We start from the raw sequence: 17,204 nt of genomic DNA, 5'->3' as shown, positions 1-17,204 counted from the left end.
GCTAAAAAGCCTGTCGCAAAAGCGATAATAAATTCATTAAATTGTGTCATGTGTTGTTTCCTTTCTATTTTGGTTCATACACATCATAGATAGTATTGGGGTCTTTCGTTCTGATAGCTTCATATTGAGCCTTTGTACCAACCCAATATTTCAAGGCTTGCCCACCGTTTTGGTTGATGATGTTTTGGCCGGGCGCACCATCTGCTCCTCTAGGCCCTTGAATGCCCTGCAGTCCTTGTTGCCCTCTTTCGCCTTGGACACCCTGCGGACCACGTTCTCCTGCAGCGCCTCGTTCGCCATCGTTGATATTATCCAAATGAGTGAAAGCAGAGGCTTTTAAACCTCTGTAATTCACTTCAATACGGACTTCAAACCAGCCACCAGAGCGCTGAGTAGCGTTCCACTGGCCAAATTTACCATTTGCATCAGGCGTTTGATTTCTCAAAACACCCCAGCTATTATTCCCAAAACCACGGTAGTAATAATCAAGAGTATAGCCACTCGTGACTGCTTCGCCATCGTAGAATACATCCGCAAACAGATTCAATTGGCTAGTAGAGCCATTCTTATAAGAACCCTCAATACGAACGCTGGCATTCAAACTATGCCCATTTTCCCCTTTTAAGCTTTCTCTCTGGCTGGAGGTCAGATTGTCAAATGACGGGCGATTTTCCAAGGCGGAAATCCTAGCCTTGATGGGGATATCATTGTACAACTCCCATTTTTGAGTGTAAGTAGACAAGTCTTGGTGGGAGGTCAAGTAGCCTTTCTCTTCCAGCTCCGCTTTTGTAACGAGGGTTTCTGGATTGACTCTCGGTCTACTCTCAAGAGAGTCCAGTCTTTCCTGAACCTCCCTATCCTTTAGCTCTGAGTCTTCTTTGATCGCCTTGACATCCTCACCGATTGCTCTTGCTAGATTTTCAAGGTTACTCATAGCACTCACGCTTTCGCTGCGTTATAAGTTGCGACCAAATCAACATTGGCAATCTGGTCTACACGTCCGCTGACTTCAGTTACTTTGCCAAGAAGTGCGCTATTTTCATCTTGTCCCATACTTGTGATTTTTTCCGCGATTTCTTTCAGTGTGTCAAGATTTTCAGGCGTTCCCTCGCCCAAGATTTCAGCCTTAACCTCGGATTTAGCTTGAGAGATAGCTTGGTTCATGTCAGACGTGCTGACTTTCGTTTTCAGCTCTTCGTTTACCTTTTTGTTATCTTCCCCCAATGCCTGCGCAAATGCTGTTAATTTTGTAGTATCCATTTTGTGTTACACCTTTCCTAAATTGTAATAAAAGAGTAGGTCTGGCAATTCCTGACCTACTGGGCTCTCGCCTACAGTTCTACCTGCAAGCTGTTTTTCGACTTCTTTTGCAATATCCAGCTCTTTTAAAGCATGGACTTCTTCTGTGACCAATTCCTTATCTGAGGCGACTATCTGGATATGGACAGATTTATCACTGGGGAAAACATAGCCTCCAGCCGTGATTTCCAAGCGATAACTCCCAATGGGCAAGATAGCGTCCAGATGAAAACTCACACCTTGACTGGTAACAGCTACCTGCTTCTTCCACTGGTAGCCCTCCTTGGTCAGACTGATCAGCGCCTCCTCCCCTTCCAGAGAGGAGATGACTTGGTAGTCTTCGTCTAAGAGGGCAAAACCAAAGGTGGAAGCTAAGTCCCCTTGCTTAATCAGGTGACCACCGTCAATTTGCCGCAAATTGGTCATATTGAGATTACAGACCATTCTGCACCTCTTTCTAATCATCTACTAAGATGTCTTCCTTAATCTCCAATTTCCCAAAATCGCTGAATAAGCGGTCTATGTAGCCATTACCTCCTAAAGCCTTGTAGCTTTTGTGCAGACTTTCCACTAGGGAAAATTCGTCTTTTGAAGTGAACCCTCTACGAATAGCCCGTCGCATATCACGGTCAAGGCGCAACTTCATGGTATTTAGATGCGCCTCATCGTGTACTTTCAACTTCTCTTGTACTTCATCGATTTTAGAATTGCTATCTTTAGCGGTAGTCTGGACATCTTTGATCTGTTTCTTGACTTCGCTCAACTCTGAAATGATTTGGTCTGTCTGTTCCTTTGATTTCTTCGGCAATTTGTAGCTGAGCCAAGCTATAATAATCGGTGAAGCTGCTGATAGCACGTTCATGAAGAAATGCTCTATTGATTGTAAGACGTCCATAAGCACCTCGCTAGCCTGCCAGATGGCTCAAACCACGTCGCTTCAATTCCTTGCGCACACGGTCTTTCCAGCGTTTATGTACCCATGAAAAATCAACTGCTTCACGTTCCAGTAGGTTGATGTACATATCGATTTTTGCTTGGTCTAGTGTAATCTTACTCATTGCTGCTACCTCCATTGTCTTCACTAGGGCTCTCTTGGTTTGTCGTTTCAGAAATGTCATCTTCTTTCTCGCTTTCTTTCTTATCTTCTACCGCTGGGGTTGGTTGTGTAGGTGCTTCTGCTACTGGTTGTTCAGTAGTTGGCTGCGCTGGGGCTGGTTCTGCTTCATCAGCTTGGTTTTCTGTGTCCGTAGCCTGAGAGTCGTTCTCTCCTGCCTCCTCTTTCTCTGCCTGGTCAGGCTCTCCTTGAGCTTCCAGCTCTTCCAATCGCGCTAAGATATCCTCAATATCCTGAGCGTTCTGGAGATTGACCTTCTGCATGCCATCCATGAGCTGGTTGGCTTTCTCCAGCGCTTCCGTTGTTTTAGCCAACTGTTCTTGGTTTTTGACAATAGCGCTTGTTGGGTCAAGTTCGGTGCGAACCAATTCCAAAACCGCTTGGATAAGGGCGTCCTCACTATCCTGTGTGTGGTTACCTAGCAATTCGCACTGCTCATAAGAATAGCGCCCCTTGTTTTCCATCTTGATGGCGACAACTGTTACATTTTCCCCACCTTTCAAGTAGGGCTTGATTGCAAGTTCATAGCTCATTTGTTAGCTCCTTTCATTTTTGCTTGCGTTTCGTCAAATAGTTCTTTGAGGGCTGGTTCATATTCCAGCACCGCCTTAAAGGCCTGCAATTCAGCTAAAGCCAGCGTATAGTGCGCTTCTAAATGCGCACAATTCAATTCACTTTCTCTCAAGCGGTTAGCGAGCGACTCAGCTACTAGCTTATCGATTGTGTTGTTATCCATGTGTGTTCTCCATTTCTTTGATTTTCTGGTCTAGTTCTTGGACAGCCTTCAGCAAGTAGGGGACGAACTTTGAATAGTTGATAGACAGATAAGATGTTACTTCATCTGTTTCAACTGCATGAGGGACTACCTTCTGGGCTTCCTGCGCAATCAAACCAACCTCTTCGTGTTTCTGGCTCTCGATGAAATCAAAAGAGACCATGTTCAATGCTTGGATTTTATCCAAGGCATTAACTGGACTCTCTTTAATATTTTCTTTCAAGCGCCTATCTGAACTCGAAGTGATACCAGCTTTTTCACGAAAAAGCCCAGTAGTAAGTTGGTTCCACCAAACGGTTCTATTCCTACCTCCAGCTGGATTGCCACCTTCTCCATAAATGTCCTTATTCCCCATTTCAATTCCGTTTTTGAAAAAAGGAGATTTTTCAAAATGCACTCCGCCATAAAAGTTAGCATTTGATGTTTGGGAAAAATCCGTTTTACCGTGAAAGTCTGCTCCGTTTCTGCAATACATATTCCCTGATGTTGTTACATACCAAGCATTAGGCCCAGGTCTATCCCAACTATAGCCCCAATTAGCCCAAAAAGCAGTATTCTCCCCATTATAACTTCCGCCTTCGCCGTTTCCCATACCAACTGAGAATTGGTTGATACCAGAAATCCAGCGACCTCTTCCTTGGTCAAAACGACCAATGGTGAAACCTCCAATTTCACCCTGATAGGCTTGTAGGAAGGTTGAGCTAGATACAACAGATTCAATCTTAGTCGCAAAGATACGTTTAGATGTCAGCTTGTCAATCAAGGCATCTCTAGCGGTCAGATTCCGAATCAAGGCATCATCTACGCTGATTTTATCGCCTGTAATAGCCCCAGCTTGGATATGTTCAGCAGTGACAGAACCAGCGGCCATCTTCCTAGCTGTTACAGCACCATCTACCAACATATCTGACTGTACTCGAACGTGTGGAGCGATGATATCAACGCCTCTTGGACTTGCGGAAATAGTAGAAGCTAACTGCTCACCCGTTAAGGTAGTAGCTCCAATTGTCACACCTTCAGGCGTCACTTGTACCCTCGCACTGTTAGCAGCGTCTCGCACTTCCTGCCTGATTTCTTTGGCAGTCTGAGCGATGGCACTCTTGATATTCTCATCAAAGAACTGGGTCAGCGCCCCTTGGTTGTTCTGCTGGATTTTGCCCCAGAGAGTGCTGTTTGGGTCTCTCAATTCCAGTTCAATAGAACGCATATCCTTGAAGAGACCTGACAGGGTACGTTGCGTGATGGTAGGTTCTACAAAGCTTGTAGGAAAATCCCCCTGCTCCAGCTGAATATCCGTCAGCACCGTGTCACCCACACAACCCATGTGGTGCAGTTTCAGCAGCTCATCTCGTGTCCGTGGCTGAAAGACCTTATAATACCGCCCGTTCTGCTCAAGAGCAGGCAAACGGACGTTTTGAATGGTTATGTCCATGTGTTACCTCATTCTGTCATATAAAACAATATCTTTATAATCATCTCTAAACCAGTTTCGTGTCAAATCAGATAAAGCTTGACGCTTGCTTGATTCATCTACTCCTGCATCTTCGTTTTGACCTAGTAAAAACATAAAAGATGGACTAGGTGTTGATAAATTATAAGCATATACCTTAACAAACTTTTCTTCTATTCTCAAATAGTAGTACCCTGATTTTAATCCTTCATATCGGTACAAGAATCGAGTACGGCAATCTAAAGCAGCTGACTGATAGTTAATATTTGATATAGTCAATGACAAAGCATTTACAATTCGAAATCTGTATTTTTTCCAGATTAGCTTATCTCCTATATATCTTTCAACAACTTCCTTACCACCTACATAAATTCCTTCTCTAGCCATACTACCTCCTATTGACTAAAAATATCGTAGATAGTATTACTATCCTTGTTAGGAATCGCATCATATTGAGACCTTGTACCAGACCAATATTTCATTGGTTGCCCACCATTCTGGTTGATGATGTTTTGACCGGGCGCTCCGTCACGTCCTCTAGCTCCTGCCGGTCCTGCTGGACCCGTTGCACCATTCGCCCCTCTTGCACCGTCACTAACATTGTCAAGCCGTGTGCTAGCAGCTGCTTTAATGCCGTTGTGCGTTACAACGATGTAGACCTCAAACCAACCTCCAGAACGCTGAGAAGCATTCCACTGGCCAAACTTTCCATTTGCATCAGGCGTTTGGCTCAGCAAACTTTGCCAGTTGTTATTCCCAAAACCTCTGTAGTAATAATCAACAGTATAGCCACTGGTTAACCGTGTTCCGTCATAGTAGACGTCCGCGATCAAATTCAACTGACTAGTCGCACCGTTTCTGTAACTTCCCTCGATACGAACATTCGCATTTAAGCTATGACCGTTATCGCCTCGCAACCCCTCTCTCTGCTGGGTTGTCAGGTTCTCGAACCGCATAACACCGTCCGCTCCTCGTGGTCCTGTTTCCCCACGTTCTCCACGGTCACCTTTTGGTCCTGTTAGATATTGAAGAACTGAAAATCGGTCACGGCCATTTCCGACCTTGACCTTGCCTGTATCGCTCTCGATACCTAACTCGCCATCAAGTAAGACCAGAGTGCTACTTGCCCAATCACTCGCTGACATGCGCTTGTGCTGTACCCTTACTGGGATTGTCTCCGTCATGTTCTACCTCCGTCAAAAATAAAAGTTGGACTCTCGCTCCAACTTCCCTCATATCTTGCATTTTGTCCATCAGCAACCGTCTTGTAGACTGGCGCTAGTTCAATCCGTCTTGTCTGATTATCAATCGTCACAGACTGCTCTACGTTCTGATACCAGTCCCCTGAGAAAGTCAGACGATAGGCACCGTAGTAGACCGCCAAGACCTGCTCCTCTTTCTGGGTCAGGTCTTTGTCAATCACTGGCATGACTGTATTTGCAGGCGCAAGATGAACGTGTCCACCATAAAATAGATTCTTATTGACTACAACAGTCACGTCTGTCTTCCCATAAGGCGTGCAGGTTGCTGACCAGCTGATGACGTACTGCTTCCCTAGTTCAAAACCCTCTCCATTGTGTCCGACCTCTACGAAATCCGTTCCATAGCTAATTTTCTTAGCCGTGCCACCTTTGAGGCGATTCTTGTTGTACTGGGTATTCCCGTCACCGCCAATCAGGCTAGCATTGACCCTTGCAGTTTCACTGACCTGTTCCAGTTTCTTGCTTAGTTCAGCGATTGAGTCCGCACCACTCATCAGCTCCTCACGGATTCGCTTCACGAACTCAGGACGCTCTTTCTCCATTTCCTCGTGGATTTTAGCGCCAAATTCTTCCGCCTTAGCCTTGTACTGCTCGATGGCATCCGTGATAGCTTTCTCACGCTTGGCAAATTCAGCATCAAAAGCACGGTCAGCGTTTGCGATCGCACGCTCAAGCATAATGTCAAATTGTGTCTCTTGTTTGTCCAAGATTGCATTTGCTACTGCTGATACTCCGCCACCATTTCCTCCTGATTTCACTTTATCGTCAAAGGTAATGGTCAGATAGGCTCCTTGGCCGTTGTTTGCTAAACAGTCATACTCATAGGCAATTGCTTTCTTATAAACGTCTACATTGTGCTTATAACTTTTCAGGTTTACTGTATCGCCCATGTGAACAGTTTGCCCATCAAGTTCATATGCTTCTATCTTGATGGCATCTGTAGCCTTATCTATGTGTTCGTTAGTAAATTTAGCGCTAGCCCACTTTGTCAACTCATCAACGGTCTGAATGTTATTATTGGTATAACTTCTTTCGTTGATGTAAGGGTAGGCACCAATTAAGGGACTATCAACCGTTACGGCAATCGTTGTGTCTTCTTCTGCTCCTTCTGCCTTAAAAGTAGACTTGGCATGGATCCGAGTAATAACATTTTGTGAGTTTTTGGTTCGTTGATAGGATTTTAAGTTTTTGTGAGTAGAGATGATAACACCTCTGTCCTCTCCTCTATTTCGCTTGATTGAGATAGCGAAATTATCCCGAACCATCTCTCCTTCCCATGTTCCCACAATTGAGTGAGCGCCATCCATTAACACGCTGTAGAGTGTTTCTACTTCTTTCGTGTTTATGGTGCGCCTGTCCGTGATATCACTGGTAAATGAAAAATCATTGATAGGAGACTTAGCAACTTGTACCAATTGAGAAAGAGCCTGCCAACAACTCTGCTTGTTGACAGACAGAGGATTGATAGACCGCTGCATGACATCATCAGTGATATGATAAGCAGTGATTTCTAAATGATCATCATTCTCTACTGGCTTCTTGATACGGAACAGCTGAGGTCCAATCACAGGCGCTGGCGCCTTTATCAACATATCCTCACGGAAAAGCTGATAAATCTCAGAGTCCGTGATAGGGTAGCGAACAGTAAGGATGAAATCCCCGTTCATTTGCTCTTTTATGACTGCTGAAGTCGCTTCATGCAGTGGAATACCGTTCCATTTAACATTACGAGTATCACTTTCAAGCAAATATAACATTACGCCCACCCCCAAACTGTCTCAATCGTCATGGAACTAATACCAGCACCCAAGACAATCCCAACATCTTGTTTCTTGATAGGGTCAATCGTGATAAAATCCCCTGTCCACTTAATTCTGGAACCTGTTCCGTCCAAGAAACTAGGATTGTTAGGGTTATTTACCATGATAGCTCTTCCAGACAGTCTTTCTAAGCGAATGACCTGCCTGTCCACTGTGAAACTAACCTCTGTCGTACTTTGACCAGTTAAGGTAATTGTCGGGAAAGCTAAAGCAGAGCCCTTGGTTCTTAAAGTTCCGCTTCTTGAAAAGGTCTGATTGTCTGTGACTTTGAAAAATTTTGTAGGATGACACTCAAATGTGACTTTGAGCGCATAATATCCTGCACGATTTCTAGTAGTCTCAGAAATCTTTACCTTGTAACACCACATCTTAGTAGTCTTGACACGTTCGCTTTCAAGCCAAAAGTTCTCTCTGGCAAAGAGAGCCAAGAAACGGTTCAAGTCCTCTTCTTTTGGTTTGACTAAGTGAAGCGTGTAGGATTTCTCAACCATCTCTCTATGATGATTGGTTTGTAGGATGGCTCCGCTAATCCCGTCATGCTCCCATAGTTTTGTCTTACTATTGGCAATCACGATGGATGGCGCTTCTTCTACAATGACGTCAAAAGAAAAAGAGGAGGTGGCTACACCATCAATCACTAATTCATTATGTTTGATCATGCAATTCCTCCTCTAAGTTGTGTTTTCCTTTGCAGTTCATCCGCAATCTTTTGAGCGACAACGTCAGCAATACGATTGATATCCATCTCTTCACTGATGTTATTTCCACTAATGCTGACATTGATAACAGGAGACAGACCTCCCATTGTTTGAGCGATTCCACGACCGATAGCTCCCAAGGTTCTTTCGTTCAGTGGTAAGACAGCCTCATTTCCAGCTTCTCCACCAACCATCAAGCTATTTCCATTTGAACCGAAAACAGTCGGCTTGGTCAAGATACCGCCCTTGGCATACCACTCTACGCCAATACTTGGCAACCCGTTACTCAACCAGTCAACTGGGTTGAGAGAGCCTGAAATACTAAAGTGTGGTAGAGGGATATGAGGCCATCTAAATTCAAAGTTAAAGAATCCCTTAATAGCTTCAATTGCACGACCAACTAAATCCTTAGCCCCGTTAATAGCATTGCCGATTGTATCTTTAATGCCATTCCAGACACTGCTTGCAGTTGACTTGATACCATTCCAAATGTTGCTAATCGTATCTCTTATACCGTTAAAGACACTTGAGACTGAGCTTGAAATACCATCAAATATTCCTGAAAGAGTGGACTTGATGCCGTTCCAAACATTTGAAGCAACCGTTGATATGGTGTTCCAGATGTTAGACAATACCTGCGCTATGCCATTAAAGATAGTCCCAATGACACTTGCAATCCCATTCCAGATTGTTTCTCCAACACTCTTGATGGTTTCCCAAGCGCCCGACCAGTCACCAGTAAGGATCTGCATCACTGCCTTGATAATACCCAAAACAACGTTGATAGCTGTTTCAACTACCGTTTTAATCACTTCCCAAACTGTAGACGTGATAGTCTGAATGGTGTTCCATCCTCCTTCTATAAGTGGACCTAGAACAGTCATAACAGCGCTAATGATAGCGGAAATGCCAGTCCAGACTGCGTCCGTAATAGAACGGATTAGCTCTTGGTTTTCAGTCCACCAAGTTACAACAGTTCCAAAAATACTCATGATGAAATTTGAAATTTCACCTACAACAGTATTGATGACAGATGAAATAGCCTCCCACACAGCTGTGACAGCGTTGCGGAATCCTTCATTCGTTTCCCATAAGTATTTCAAGACAATAACAACTGCTGAAATAGCAGCTACAATACCTGCTACTATTCCAATGATTGGTAAAGCGGCAGTGATCATTGCCCCTATCGATGTTGTAAATATAGCTTGCAGAGAAAAGAATATAGGCGCTAAAACTCCTACAGCGGTAACCACAGCTCCTATAATTACTATAAATTCTTTAATCGGACCAGGTAATCCGCTGAACCATTCAGCTACTTGCTTGACAATATTCCCCAGCATTTCAAATACTGGCGCTAGTACTTCAGCAATCGAAGCACCAAGTTCAGACATAGCCAAAGTAACTGAATTTTGAGCTGTCGTGAATTTATCAATTGGATCTAATGTGTCTTCAAAAGTGGTGCTAACTGTTCCAGCGGCATTCTCAGCTGTCCCAGCAAAAGTTGTAAAATCAAAAGCACCCCGTTTAATTGCATCAATCATTTGAGGTGCTTTTTTTGATCCAAAAATCTCCATAGCAAGTCCCATGGCTTCTGTCTCATTACTTGTATTTTTGATTTTTTCGATAGTTTCTGTTAAACCTTGTTTTAAAGTCTTGCCTTCCTTTGCATAACTTCCAGCAGCTTTAGTCATCCCTGACAAAGCTGCTGAAGCATCAATACCGCTTGTTTCGAACTGGCCTAAAAGAGAAACCCCCTCATCAAAACTAAGCCCTAACATCTTAATCTGTGGTGCGCCCTCTATAGCCTTCTTCATAAGGTCATCTACTGATACGCCGGTCAACTGTGCAACATAGGTAGTGCTATCAAGAACTGTAGAGAGATCTTGAACACCAAGCCCATACGCTTCTATGGCTTTCCGGGATGAAATAGTTGAATTTGTAACATCAGATCCATTTATTTCAGCGAATTTTATCATTTCTATGGAGGCATCTTTAAGAGCATCGCCTGTCAATCCAAATTGCGTGTTGACTTCGCCGACCGCTTCGCCAGCCTTACTAAAATCTGTTGGAATTGTTGTTGCGATGCCTGAAGCAATATCTTGCATTTCTTTCAAGCCATCCCCAGTCGCGCCAGTTTTAGTAACAATGATATCCATACCTTCATCTACTTGACGAAAGGCTTCCAGAGCATTTTTCCCAAAATCAACTAGTTTTTGACTTATCTCAGATAGCTTTTCAGAAAATTGGTTTAGTAACTCAGCTTTCAAGAGGTTGTTAGTCTCTCCGAGACTATCTCCAGCTTGTTTCCCACTGCTGGCTAGTTTTTCCATTTCCTGACCAAGATCAGCGTAAGCGGTCTTAGCTTGATTCAGCTCCGCTTCCATCTTGTTAGCTTCAGCTGAGTTTTCACCATACTGTTCTTTTGTTAGACTTAACTGTTTCTCAAGGTTTTCAATTTGACTAGCGACAATTTCGGACTGTGCACCAATCTTCTTTTCAGCCAGTGCTAACTTGTCAGCTTCGCTAGCGTTGGCACCCATCTGGCTTTCCTGCAGTTTAAATGAACTGACAACTTTTTCAGATTCACTGGCAAGTAGTTTTTGTTCATTCTGCAATTCTTTCAGTTGGGTTTGGTTATTCTTGGTTGCATTCCCATTACCCTCAAGAGCTTGATTGACACTAGCTAGTTTTCCCTCATATCCTTTTAGGACATTTTGAGTCACTTCTACTTCACGCTGGAAAGCACGATACTGATCTGCGCCAATATCTCCTTTTTTGAACTGTTCTTCAACTTGAGATTGAGCTTGTCTTAAGGTTTCTAGTTTTTCCCGAGTGGTTCCAACTTGCTTCTGTAAGACTTCTTGTTTTTGGGTTAGTAAAGTAACATTCCCAGTATCAAACTTTAAAGCCTTATCAATTTGTTTCAGCTCTTTTGTTGCGTTAGCAGACTCTTGATTGACACCTTTTAACGCTTTTTGTAAGGGCTGGGTATCGCCATCAATTTCAATTTTTATCCCTTTGATATTTCCTGCCATATTTCCTCCTTTCCTTAAAAAATAAGGAGCGGCTGAGAGGATTTCTATGACCAGAACACTAGCCAACTCAAGGAACTTGTCCTCACAATCGCTCTCTCAGCACTCACTTTTTCTCTAAAATGCATCAAAATCAGCTTGGGTAGCCTTCCGACTACCCGTTTTGTTTTCGCTACGCAAGTTAACATAATCTGTCTGATAATCCAAAGCCATTCCGATAGAAATGTTCTTGAGATCATCGATAGATAAGCCAGTTTCCTTGCAACAAGATAGATAAGATTCTACCGTGAAGGCTTCTTCACTTGCTGTTTCTGATGTGTCTGTTTCTTTTTTGTTTGTAGTACCGTATTCAACATTTCCATCATTAGCGGACAAACTTCGTCAAGAGGAAATTCTTCCATCTCCATAAAGAAATCATCAAACGGTTTAATTTTAGGATTGCCAGATTTAGCAAATACCCAAAATAGACGATAGAAAAAGGTAATATCAAAATCTTCTAAAAGAGATAAATCGACACTTTCCGCTACCAAATCATTACCTTTTTCCAATTGGTTCAATTGAGCTACCAATTGCTTATTTTTCAAAAGTCCTAAAAGGTCCTTGAAAAAATCCTGCCCAAACTCGTTCTTGTAAGCGATTGGAGTATAGGCATTTGTTGCAAGCTCATAGCGCTTATTGCTGATTTTAATACTTCGACGCATTCTTTACTCCTTATCCTAGAGATGTTGGCTCATAAACGCTAGTAAACCAAGCGTCATACACTTCTTTCTTGTCTGCAGACGTAATCGAACGTTTCACTACGCTATCAAGCGGACGTGGTGAACCCTTAAAGCTAAGTTCACGTTCATTGACAGTTGTTCCACTCTTAGTACCAGAGCCGTTTGATGGACGACTAGCAGAGCAGTAGTAGATAACGTAACGAGTCTTATTTTTATCTCCTGAAAATTCAAACATAATAGCAAACGGTTTAGTTGAAGCATCGCCTTTTTCAGTCAATACTCCTGTTTGCTCATCCTTGAGTTCTCCTAGAATTTTCGTCGCAAACTCTTCCGTGATATGCGGCACTTTCAATTTCCCTTCATATCCTTCGTTTGAGTTCATGAAGTGGTAGTCCACATCGTCTGCTTGGATTGCTTTCGATTCTCCTTTTGGTTCTAACTCCAAGTTCATAGCTCCAGGGAAACGGAAAATTTGCCCGTAGCTAATGACTTTTGTCTCACTGTTGATACTTTCGATTGGTGCGATATGCACGTTTTTCAATCCATAGGTTACTGTATTTTCTGTTTTTGTCATCTTCTTCTCCTTTAGTACAAATAAACAGTATAAGGCTTGACAGATAGCCTTTCTGTTGGGATATAGCTTTCTTCTGATACCTCAAAAACAAGTTGATGTTTAGACAACAACTCTTCCAAGATCTCTTCCAAATCTTCGTCTTTACGTTCAAAGATAAGCTCTACAGTCACAGATTTAATCTGGTATTTCTGTTCGTTGTCTGCTCTCTTGATATCTGGATGTGATTCAAAGTAGATAAGGTAAGGTGTTTGAGGAACGTGTCCAATTTCAAATGCACGATAGGCTATAGGTAGATTCGCTTGACTTAGAATATCGACAAGGTCAGATAATTTCATTTTTGAATAGCCTCCTTCACTTTCCGTTCAAAGGAATTGATTAGCTTTTCTTCTACAGGTTGGATATGAGGAATAGCACGACTGCGACCTCCATTCCTTAAGACATGGTCATTTTCAAGTAGGTGAGTCAATTGAGGTCTTGTAGCATTATGGATTACGTATGAGCCTTTTGCGTTTTTCTTAAGACGCCATCCTCTTCCATACTTTCCTTTATTCTTTGGGCTTGTCGCTTTCAAAGTCGCAACAGCTTCATCACCTAACTCTTGTGCGATAGCGTCAATCTCATCTTCTAACTCACTAGAATATTCGCTCAGTGCTTTAGCGATTTCTGCTGAAAGGTCACCTGTTGAACTCATGGCAATTCCTCCATCAAGGTCAACTCCAGAATTTCTAAACCAATCGGAAATGTTTTGAGAATACGATACCGTTTCCCATTAAATTCCGCTTCTTCCTCGTTGTTATACTCAAAGCTATGAATATCAAGGATAAGTCTTGGTCTAAGTCCAACCTGGCTAGCCTGATAAAATTCAGAACGAGCAATGGAACGCTTACGACATAAAATAGTCAACCGCTTTTCTTCAAATAGAGGTTGGTGTAATTTATCTAGTCCTGTTTTAATCTTAGAAATTAGTGTAATTTCATTGTTCCACGCCATGACTTACCTCAATTTCAAATTATGCAATCGCCATAAAAGGTGGCGTGGCATATCCACCCCACCCTCATAGCGAAAGGCTGCAAAATCAACTACAAACATTTGGTCTTCTGGGCTGTCTAAGTCAAGTAGAACTCCTAAGTTATCTTCCAGTTCTGTTTTGACAGATTCGATGATTTTCTCCAAGGGCTTATCGCGTAGTTTTGTTGCTATACCCAATTTTAGCTTAAGCAATTCTAATAATTGAGCATTGTCCATAACTACTCCTCGTCTCCCTCTTCAGTTTTCACATCTACTACCTTTGTTTCTTCCTTTTCTACTTCTGTAGTTAATGTGTCATCTTTCGACATATCCTTATCTTCTACATTCATCAAAAAAATAGATCCTGCACTATTTGCCCCATTTAGCAGAGTCTCCGCAAACTCTTTATCAAGTTTGTGCTTAGCTCTAGGGTAATTATCCCCAACCTCATAGCAATGTTTCTTTGGGTCTCGTAAGTCCTTAAAAGGACGGATTACCTTATATACCATTTACTACCTCCTTACAAAACAGCATCTGTATAGGTCACATAAAATCCTGCATCGCTATCTACCTTGACTACATCAAAACGATTAGCAGTTGCCAAATACTGACCGTAGATTTTATCATCTTGCCATTTGACAGTTGTCTGAGCACGGTCAAACAATGTCGCAAACTCTCCAACGTCACCGATGAAGGCTTTCATCTCACCTTTGGCATCTCCAATGATGTTATCAGGATAAACATCGATTACACGACCAGCGAACTTGTAGCCAGTTGGAGATGTGATATCTGTTTGGAGCATATAGCGACCGTCCTTGTCCTTGATTTTATCAAGAGCAGCGAACATAGATTGGGTACATACAATAGTTGCATCGTAGTACGGTTTCAATTCCACGTTGAGAATATCTTTCAAGCCGTCCAAACCAGCTGCGCTTTTAGCTGTAGCTGTCTTGAGAACTTTAGCGATCTCTTTATTCTTAGTAATACGTTCTTGGTTCTTAGCTTGTTTAGCAACTAATCCCATGACATCGTAGTCAGCGTCATCAATCAATTCTTGAGATACTGGCAAATGACCACGACGTGTTTTGATTTCATAGTTCACCTTTGTAAAGGTTGGTTTAGCCAATTCAGGGTTTTCTTCCAACTCTTCAACAGTGTTCATTGTTTGATCAGTCAATTTTACAACTGCCCATTTACCGCTTGCATTCTTGACATTAACGATGTTGACCAATGAAGTCAAATCTGTCTTGTCTTGTTTCGCTTCTTTAGGCGTCATCAATTCAACAGGGATGATTGCTTCCCCTTCAGCGGATTTGAGACCATCAGCACGCACTTCTTTTGTTCGAAGGTAGTGATTAAATGCTTCGCGTTGTTCCAATGTTTTGCCTCCTCGTTTCTCAGTTTTACCTGGTGTTGGTGCTTTTCGATTTTGCTCCTCGATTTGTTTTTCCAACTCTTCAATTTCTTTTTCCAACTGCGCTTTTTCAACTTCTTTTTCTTCAATTTCCTTTTGAAGACCGTCCACAGTCTTTTCAACTGCTGAAACTTCTTCATCAGTTTCAGCACGATCCAACTTTTCTAACTCAACAACCGAACGTTTGTTCAATTCTTCGATAGTTTCTTCCAACTCAACTACCTTAGTTGCTTTTGCTCGCATACGAGCACCAAAGATTAACGCCTTATTCATAGCTTAAATTTCTCCTTAATTTCTTTCTTGCGCTTATCTAGCGCTTCACGATTAGCACGACTCTGACTTTCAAAGTCTTTTTGTCGTGCAGCAATTTCCGTTTGTGGATAGGCTGGGAAAGTACATGGGCTCACTTCAAAGATTTCTAGTTCTAAGACAGTGTCCAGATACGAACCATCTTCACGTTCCTCTGTTTCGATTTTTATCGGGATAAAGCCAAAGCTACATCCGATAACATCTCCACGCTTGACACGGGCATAGGCTCCAACCGCTTGAGGATCATCCTTGTTAATGATGATATCCCCAAAAAGACCAACATCATCAACACCCAGTGTCAGAGTTCCGTTACCTGTTCGACCGAGAACAAGACTATCATCGTGGTTAAATAAAGCTCTGATATCAGCGTCTGTGATAGCTTTTTCAACTCCAGCACGCTTGATAACTTCACAGTAGCCTGGCCACAATTCCGTCTCCTCGTCAAACTTGATAAAGTAGCCACTCAAAATCAAATCACCAGAGTCTTCTTCCCTCGTTTGAAATTGAGTGGCACGATAACTATTCCGTTTCTGCATTCTCTTCCTCACCTCCTTTCAGTTTGTTTTGATCTCCTAGTTTCTCTTGAGGGAGAAAGTTTTCAAGAACAATCAACTCTTCCATCTCAGGATCAGGAGCCATCCCTAGCCAATCCCTCCACTCATTACGACGCATTGCAGCACTGTTTGCCATTTGTTGAGCAACAGCAGACAACTCCGTAATGTTGTAAGAGAAGAGTGAACGAGGATTTAGCTTAAAATAACGATTGCTGGATACCAACAAGTCCCTTGTTAGAGTTTGGGTTATGGTAGTAGCGATACTCATGACAGTCGTATTTACAAAGTTGTTATACTCTGTCTTGTTGAACTCTCCCACGCCCAAAATAAAAGCAGGTACTCCTAATAGCCCTGCAACGGTTCTTTTATCTAATTCCACAGACTCGTTTAAAGCGATATCCGTTAGACTAAGCGGTTTTACCTGCTGGATGTCCAGCAATGCCTCTGGAACAATCCATGGAGCGCCAACCCTGCTAGTACTTAAATACTTCTCAGCGATACGCTCACGCCCTTGCTCCGAATCTAGTTCAGCACTGGACGAGTCTACTTTAACGATAAGACTAGGAATGTTCTTACCGTTCATAAAGCTTTTTTTAGTCTTCGTAGCCATGTTCAAACTTTGAACCACATCTGTCAACGTCACCCTAAAACCAGTACCAATGTATGGAATATCTGGATCTGGATTGATGACAAAGTGGACTACTTCATCAGGGGAATACTCTTCACCCCTAAATGAGATTACATAGGAATCCTTATCTGTTTGGAATGAAACCTCTCTCATCGGAAATGGTCTTAAATTAGAAATATAATCCGTAACAGGTTCATATTCCACATGTAAGACAGAATTTCCATCGCCGTATAGAAGCAAATCGCGCACAATCTTGAAAATCCATGACTTCCTTGTCATATGTTCGCAGGGATTGATGTCAATCTTTCTAGCAAGCCCATCACGGATTCTGATATCACCTTTATCTGTATTTTCCATCAAGTGGATGGTCATATTAGAGACCAAATCAGCAATCTTATTAACCGCTGTCACCACATCTGGATTTCTGGCCAAAGGTACATACGAATCCATCAGGTTTGACAACCCTAAATCTGAATGACTCAGCATGTTGATTGGCTTACTTGGCTTGTTTCGTTTCCAAAACTTTTCAAAAATACCCATGTTTCCTC

Annotated in this window: 22 protein-coding genes and 2 pseudogenes; all 24 read right to left on the bottom strand. The window is 42.6% G+C overall.

Annotated elements, in window-relative coordinates; all coding sequences use genetic code 11:
- Positions 1 to 64: 64 nt before the first annotated feature.
- The gene (locus tag HT721_RS07970) at positions 65 to 934 is read right to left on the bottom strand and encodes a collagen-like protein (protein WP_173214428.1); all 870 of its coding nucleotides are present in this window, start codon (positions 932 to 934) and stop codon (positions 65 to 67) included.
- A gap of 5 nt (positions 935 to 939) precedes the next feature.
- Positions 940 to 1,260, bottom strand: coding sequence for a hypothetical protein (locus HT721_RS07965; protein ID WP_173214426.1), 321 nt, complete (start codon positions 1,258 to 1,260; stop codon positions 940 to 942).
- 6 nt (positions 1,261 to 1,266) lie between these two features.
- Entirely contained in the window at positions 1,267 to 1,743 is a 477-nt protein-coding gene (locus HT721_RS07960) for a hypothetical protein (protein ID WP_173214424.1), read from the bottom strand.
- A 13-nt stretch (positions 1,744 to 1,756) separates the two neighbouring features.
- Positions 1,757 to 2,194, bottom strand: a complete 438-nt coding sequence (locus tag HT721_RS07955; protein WP_172934639.1) for a hypothetical protein — start codon at positions 2,192 to 2,194, stop codon at positions 1,757 to 1,759.
- A gap of 10 nt (positions 2,195 to 2,204) precedes the next feature.
- Positions 2,205 to 2,357, bottom strand: a complete 153-nt coding sequence (locus tag HT721_RS07950; protein ID WP_173214422.1) for a hypothetical protein — start codon at positions 2,355 to 2,357, stop codon at positions 2,205 to 2,207.
- Positions 2,350 to 2,946: a hypothetical protein gene (locus HT721_RS07945; protein ID WP_173214420.1), complete on the bottom strand. Its 597-nt coding sequence runs from the start codon at positions 2,944 to 2,946 to the stop codon at positions 2,350 to 2,352. The genes HT721_RS07950 and HT721_RS07945 overlap by 8 nt, the downstream gene beginning before the upstream one ends.
- Positions 2,943 to 3,149, bottom strand: coding sequence for a hypothetical protein (locus tag HT721_RS07940; RefSeq protein ID WP_173214418.1), 207 nt, complete (start codon positions 3,147 to 3,149; stop codon positions 2,943 to 2,945). The genes HT721_RS07945 and HT721_RS07940 overlap by 4 nt, the downstream gene beginning before the upstream one ends.
- Positions 3,142 to 4,053 (bottom strand): annotated as a pseudogene (locus tag HT721_RS11180) (tail fiber domain-containing protein); the annotation flags it as partial. The pseudogene HT721_RS11180 and the gene HT721_RS07940, both read right to left, overlap by 8 nt.
- A gap of 189 nt (positions 4,054 to 4,242) precedes the next feature.
- Positions 4,243 to 4,620, bottom strand: a pseudogene (locus HT721_RS11175) (gp58-like family protein); the annotation flags it as partial.
- Between the two features lie 3 nt (positions 4,621 to 4,623).
- Entirely contained in the window at positions 4,624 to 5,025 is a 402-nt protein-coding gene (locus tag HT721_RS07930; RefSeq protein ID WP_050365290.1) for a hypothetical protein, read from the bottom strand.
- Positions 5,026 to 5,033: 8 nt separating this feature from the next.
- Positions 5,034 to 5,822 carry a collagen-like protein gene (locus HT721_RS11310; protein WP_112445601.1) on the bottom strand — a complete coding sequence of 263 codons (789 nt, stop codon included), beginning with the start codon at positions 5,820 to 5,822 and terminating at the stop codon, positions 5,034 to 5,036.
- Positions 5,819 to 7,657, bottom strand: a complete 1,839-nt coding sequence (locus HT721_RS07920; RefSeq protein ID WP_173214415.1) for a phage tail spike protein — start codon at positions 7,655 to 7,657, stop codon at positions 5,819 to 5,821. The genes HT721_RS11310 and HT721_RS07920 overlap by 4 nt, the downstream gene beginning before the upstream one ends.
- Complete coding sequence (locus tag HT721_RS07915) at positions 7,657 to 8,379, bottom strand: phage tail protein (RefSeq protein ID WP_173214413.1); 723 nt, start codon at positions 8,377 to 8,379, stop codon at positions 7,657 to 7,659. Before HT721_RS07915 ends, HT721_RS07920 begins: the two co-directional genes overlap by 1 nt.
- Complete coding sequence (locus HT721_RS07910; protein WP_173229526.1) at positions 8,376 to 11,453, bottom strand: phage tail tape measure protein; 3,078 nt, start codon at positions 11,451 to 11,453, stop codon at positions 8,376 to 8,378. Before HT721_RS07910 ends, HT721_RS07915 begins: the two co-directional genes overlap by 4 nt.
- Positions 11,454 to 11,731: 278 nt before the next feature.
- Positions 11,732 to 12,151 (bottom strand): hypothetical protein, encoded by a 420-nt coding sequence (locus HT721_RS07905; protein WP_173214411.1) that lies wholly within the window; start codon positions 12,149 to 12,151, stop codon positions 11,732 to 11,734.
- Positions 12,152 to 12,161: 10 nt separating this feature from the next.
- Entirely contained in the window at positions 12,162 to 12,743 is a 582-nt protein-coding gene (locus tag HT721_RS07900) for a major tail protein (RefSeq protein ID WP_173214410.1), read from the bottom strand.
- A gap of 11 nt (positions 12,744 to 12,754) precedes the next feature.
- Positions 12,755 to 13,078 (bottom strand): hypothetical protein, encoded by a 324-nt coding sequence (locus tag HT721_RS07895; RefSeq protein ID WP_173214409.1) that lies wholly within the window; start codon positions 13,076 to 13,078, stop codon positions 12,755 to 12,757.
- Positions 13,075 to 13,434, bottom strand: a complete 360-nt coding sequence (locus HT721_RS07890) for an HK97 gp10 family phage protein (RefSeq protein WP_173214408.1) — start codon at positions 13,432 to 13,434, stop codon at positions 13,075 to 13,077. The genes HT721_RS07895 and HT721_RS07890 overlap by 4 nt, the downstream gene beginning before the upstream one ends.
- A complete protein-coding gene (locus tag HT721_RS07885) occupies positions 13,431 to 13,733 on the bottom strand; it encodes a phage head closure protein (RefSeq protein ID WP_173214407.1) in 303 nt (100 codons plus the stop codon). Before HT721_RS07885 ends, HT721_RS07890 begins: the two co-directional genes overlap by 4 nt.
- A gap of 3 nt (positions 13,734 to 13,736) precedes the next feature.
- A complete protein-coding gene (locus tag HT721_RS07880; RefSeq protein WP_112445584.1) occupies positions 13,737 to 13,988 on the bottom strand; it encodes a hypothetical protein in 252 nt (83 codons plus the stop codon).
- 2 nt (positions 13,989 to 13,990) lie between these two features.
- Positions 13,991 to 14,260, bottom strand: coding sequence for a hypothetical protein (locus HT721_RS07875; RefSeq protein ID WP_173214406.1), 270 nt, complete (start codon positions 14,258 to 14,260; stop codon positions 13,991 to 13,993).
- An 11-nt stretch (positions 14,261 to 14,271) separates the two neighbouring features.
- Positions 14,272 to 15,438, bottom strand: a complete 1,167-nt coding sequence (locus tag HT721_RS07870; RefSeq protein ID WP_173214404.1) for a phage major capsid protein — start codon at positions 15,436 to 15,438, stop codon at positions 14,272 to 14,274.
- A complete protein-coding gene (locus HT721_RS07865) occupies positions 15,435 to 16,010 on the bottom strand; it encodes an HK97 family phage prohead protease (RefSeq protein WP_049543890.1) in 576 nt (191 codons plus the stop codon). The genes HT721_RS07870 and HT721_RS07865 overlap by 4 nt, the downstream gene beginning before the upstream one ends.
- A complete protein-coding gene (locus HT721_RS07860) occupies positions 15,994 to 17,196 on the bottom strand; it encodes a phage portal protein (protein ID WP_173214401.1) in 1,203 nt (400 codons plus the stop codon). The genes HT721_RS07865 and HT721_RS07860 overlap by 17 nt, the downstream gene beginning before the upstream one ends.
- Positions 17,197 to 17,204: the final 8 nt, after the last annotated feature.

The sequence above is a fragment of the Streptococcus sp. 4094 genome (assembly GCF_013277125.1).
Taxonomy (GTDB): Bacteria; Bacillota; Bacilli; order Lactobacillales; family Streptococcaceae; genus Streptococcus.
This window is presented reverse-complemented; position numbering and strand designations above follow the sequence as displayed.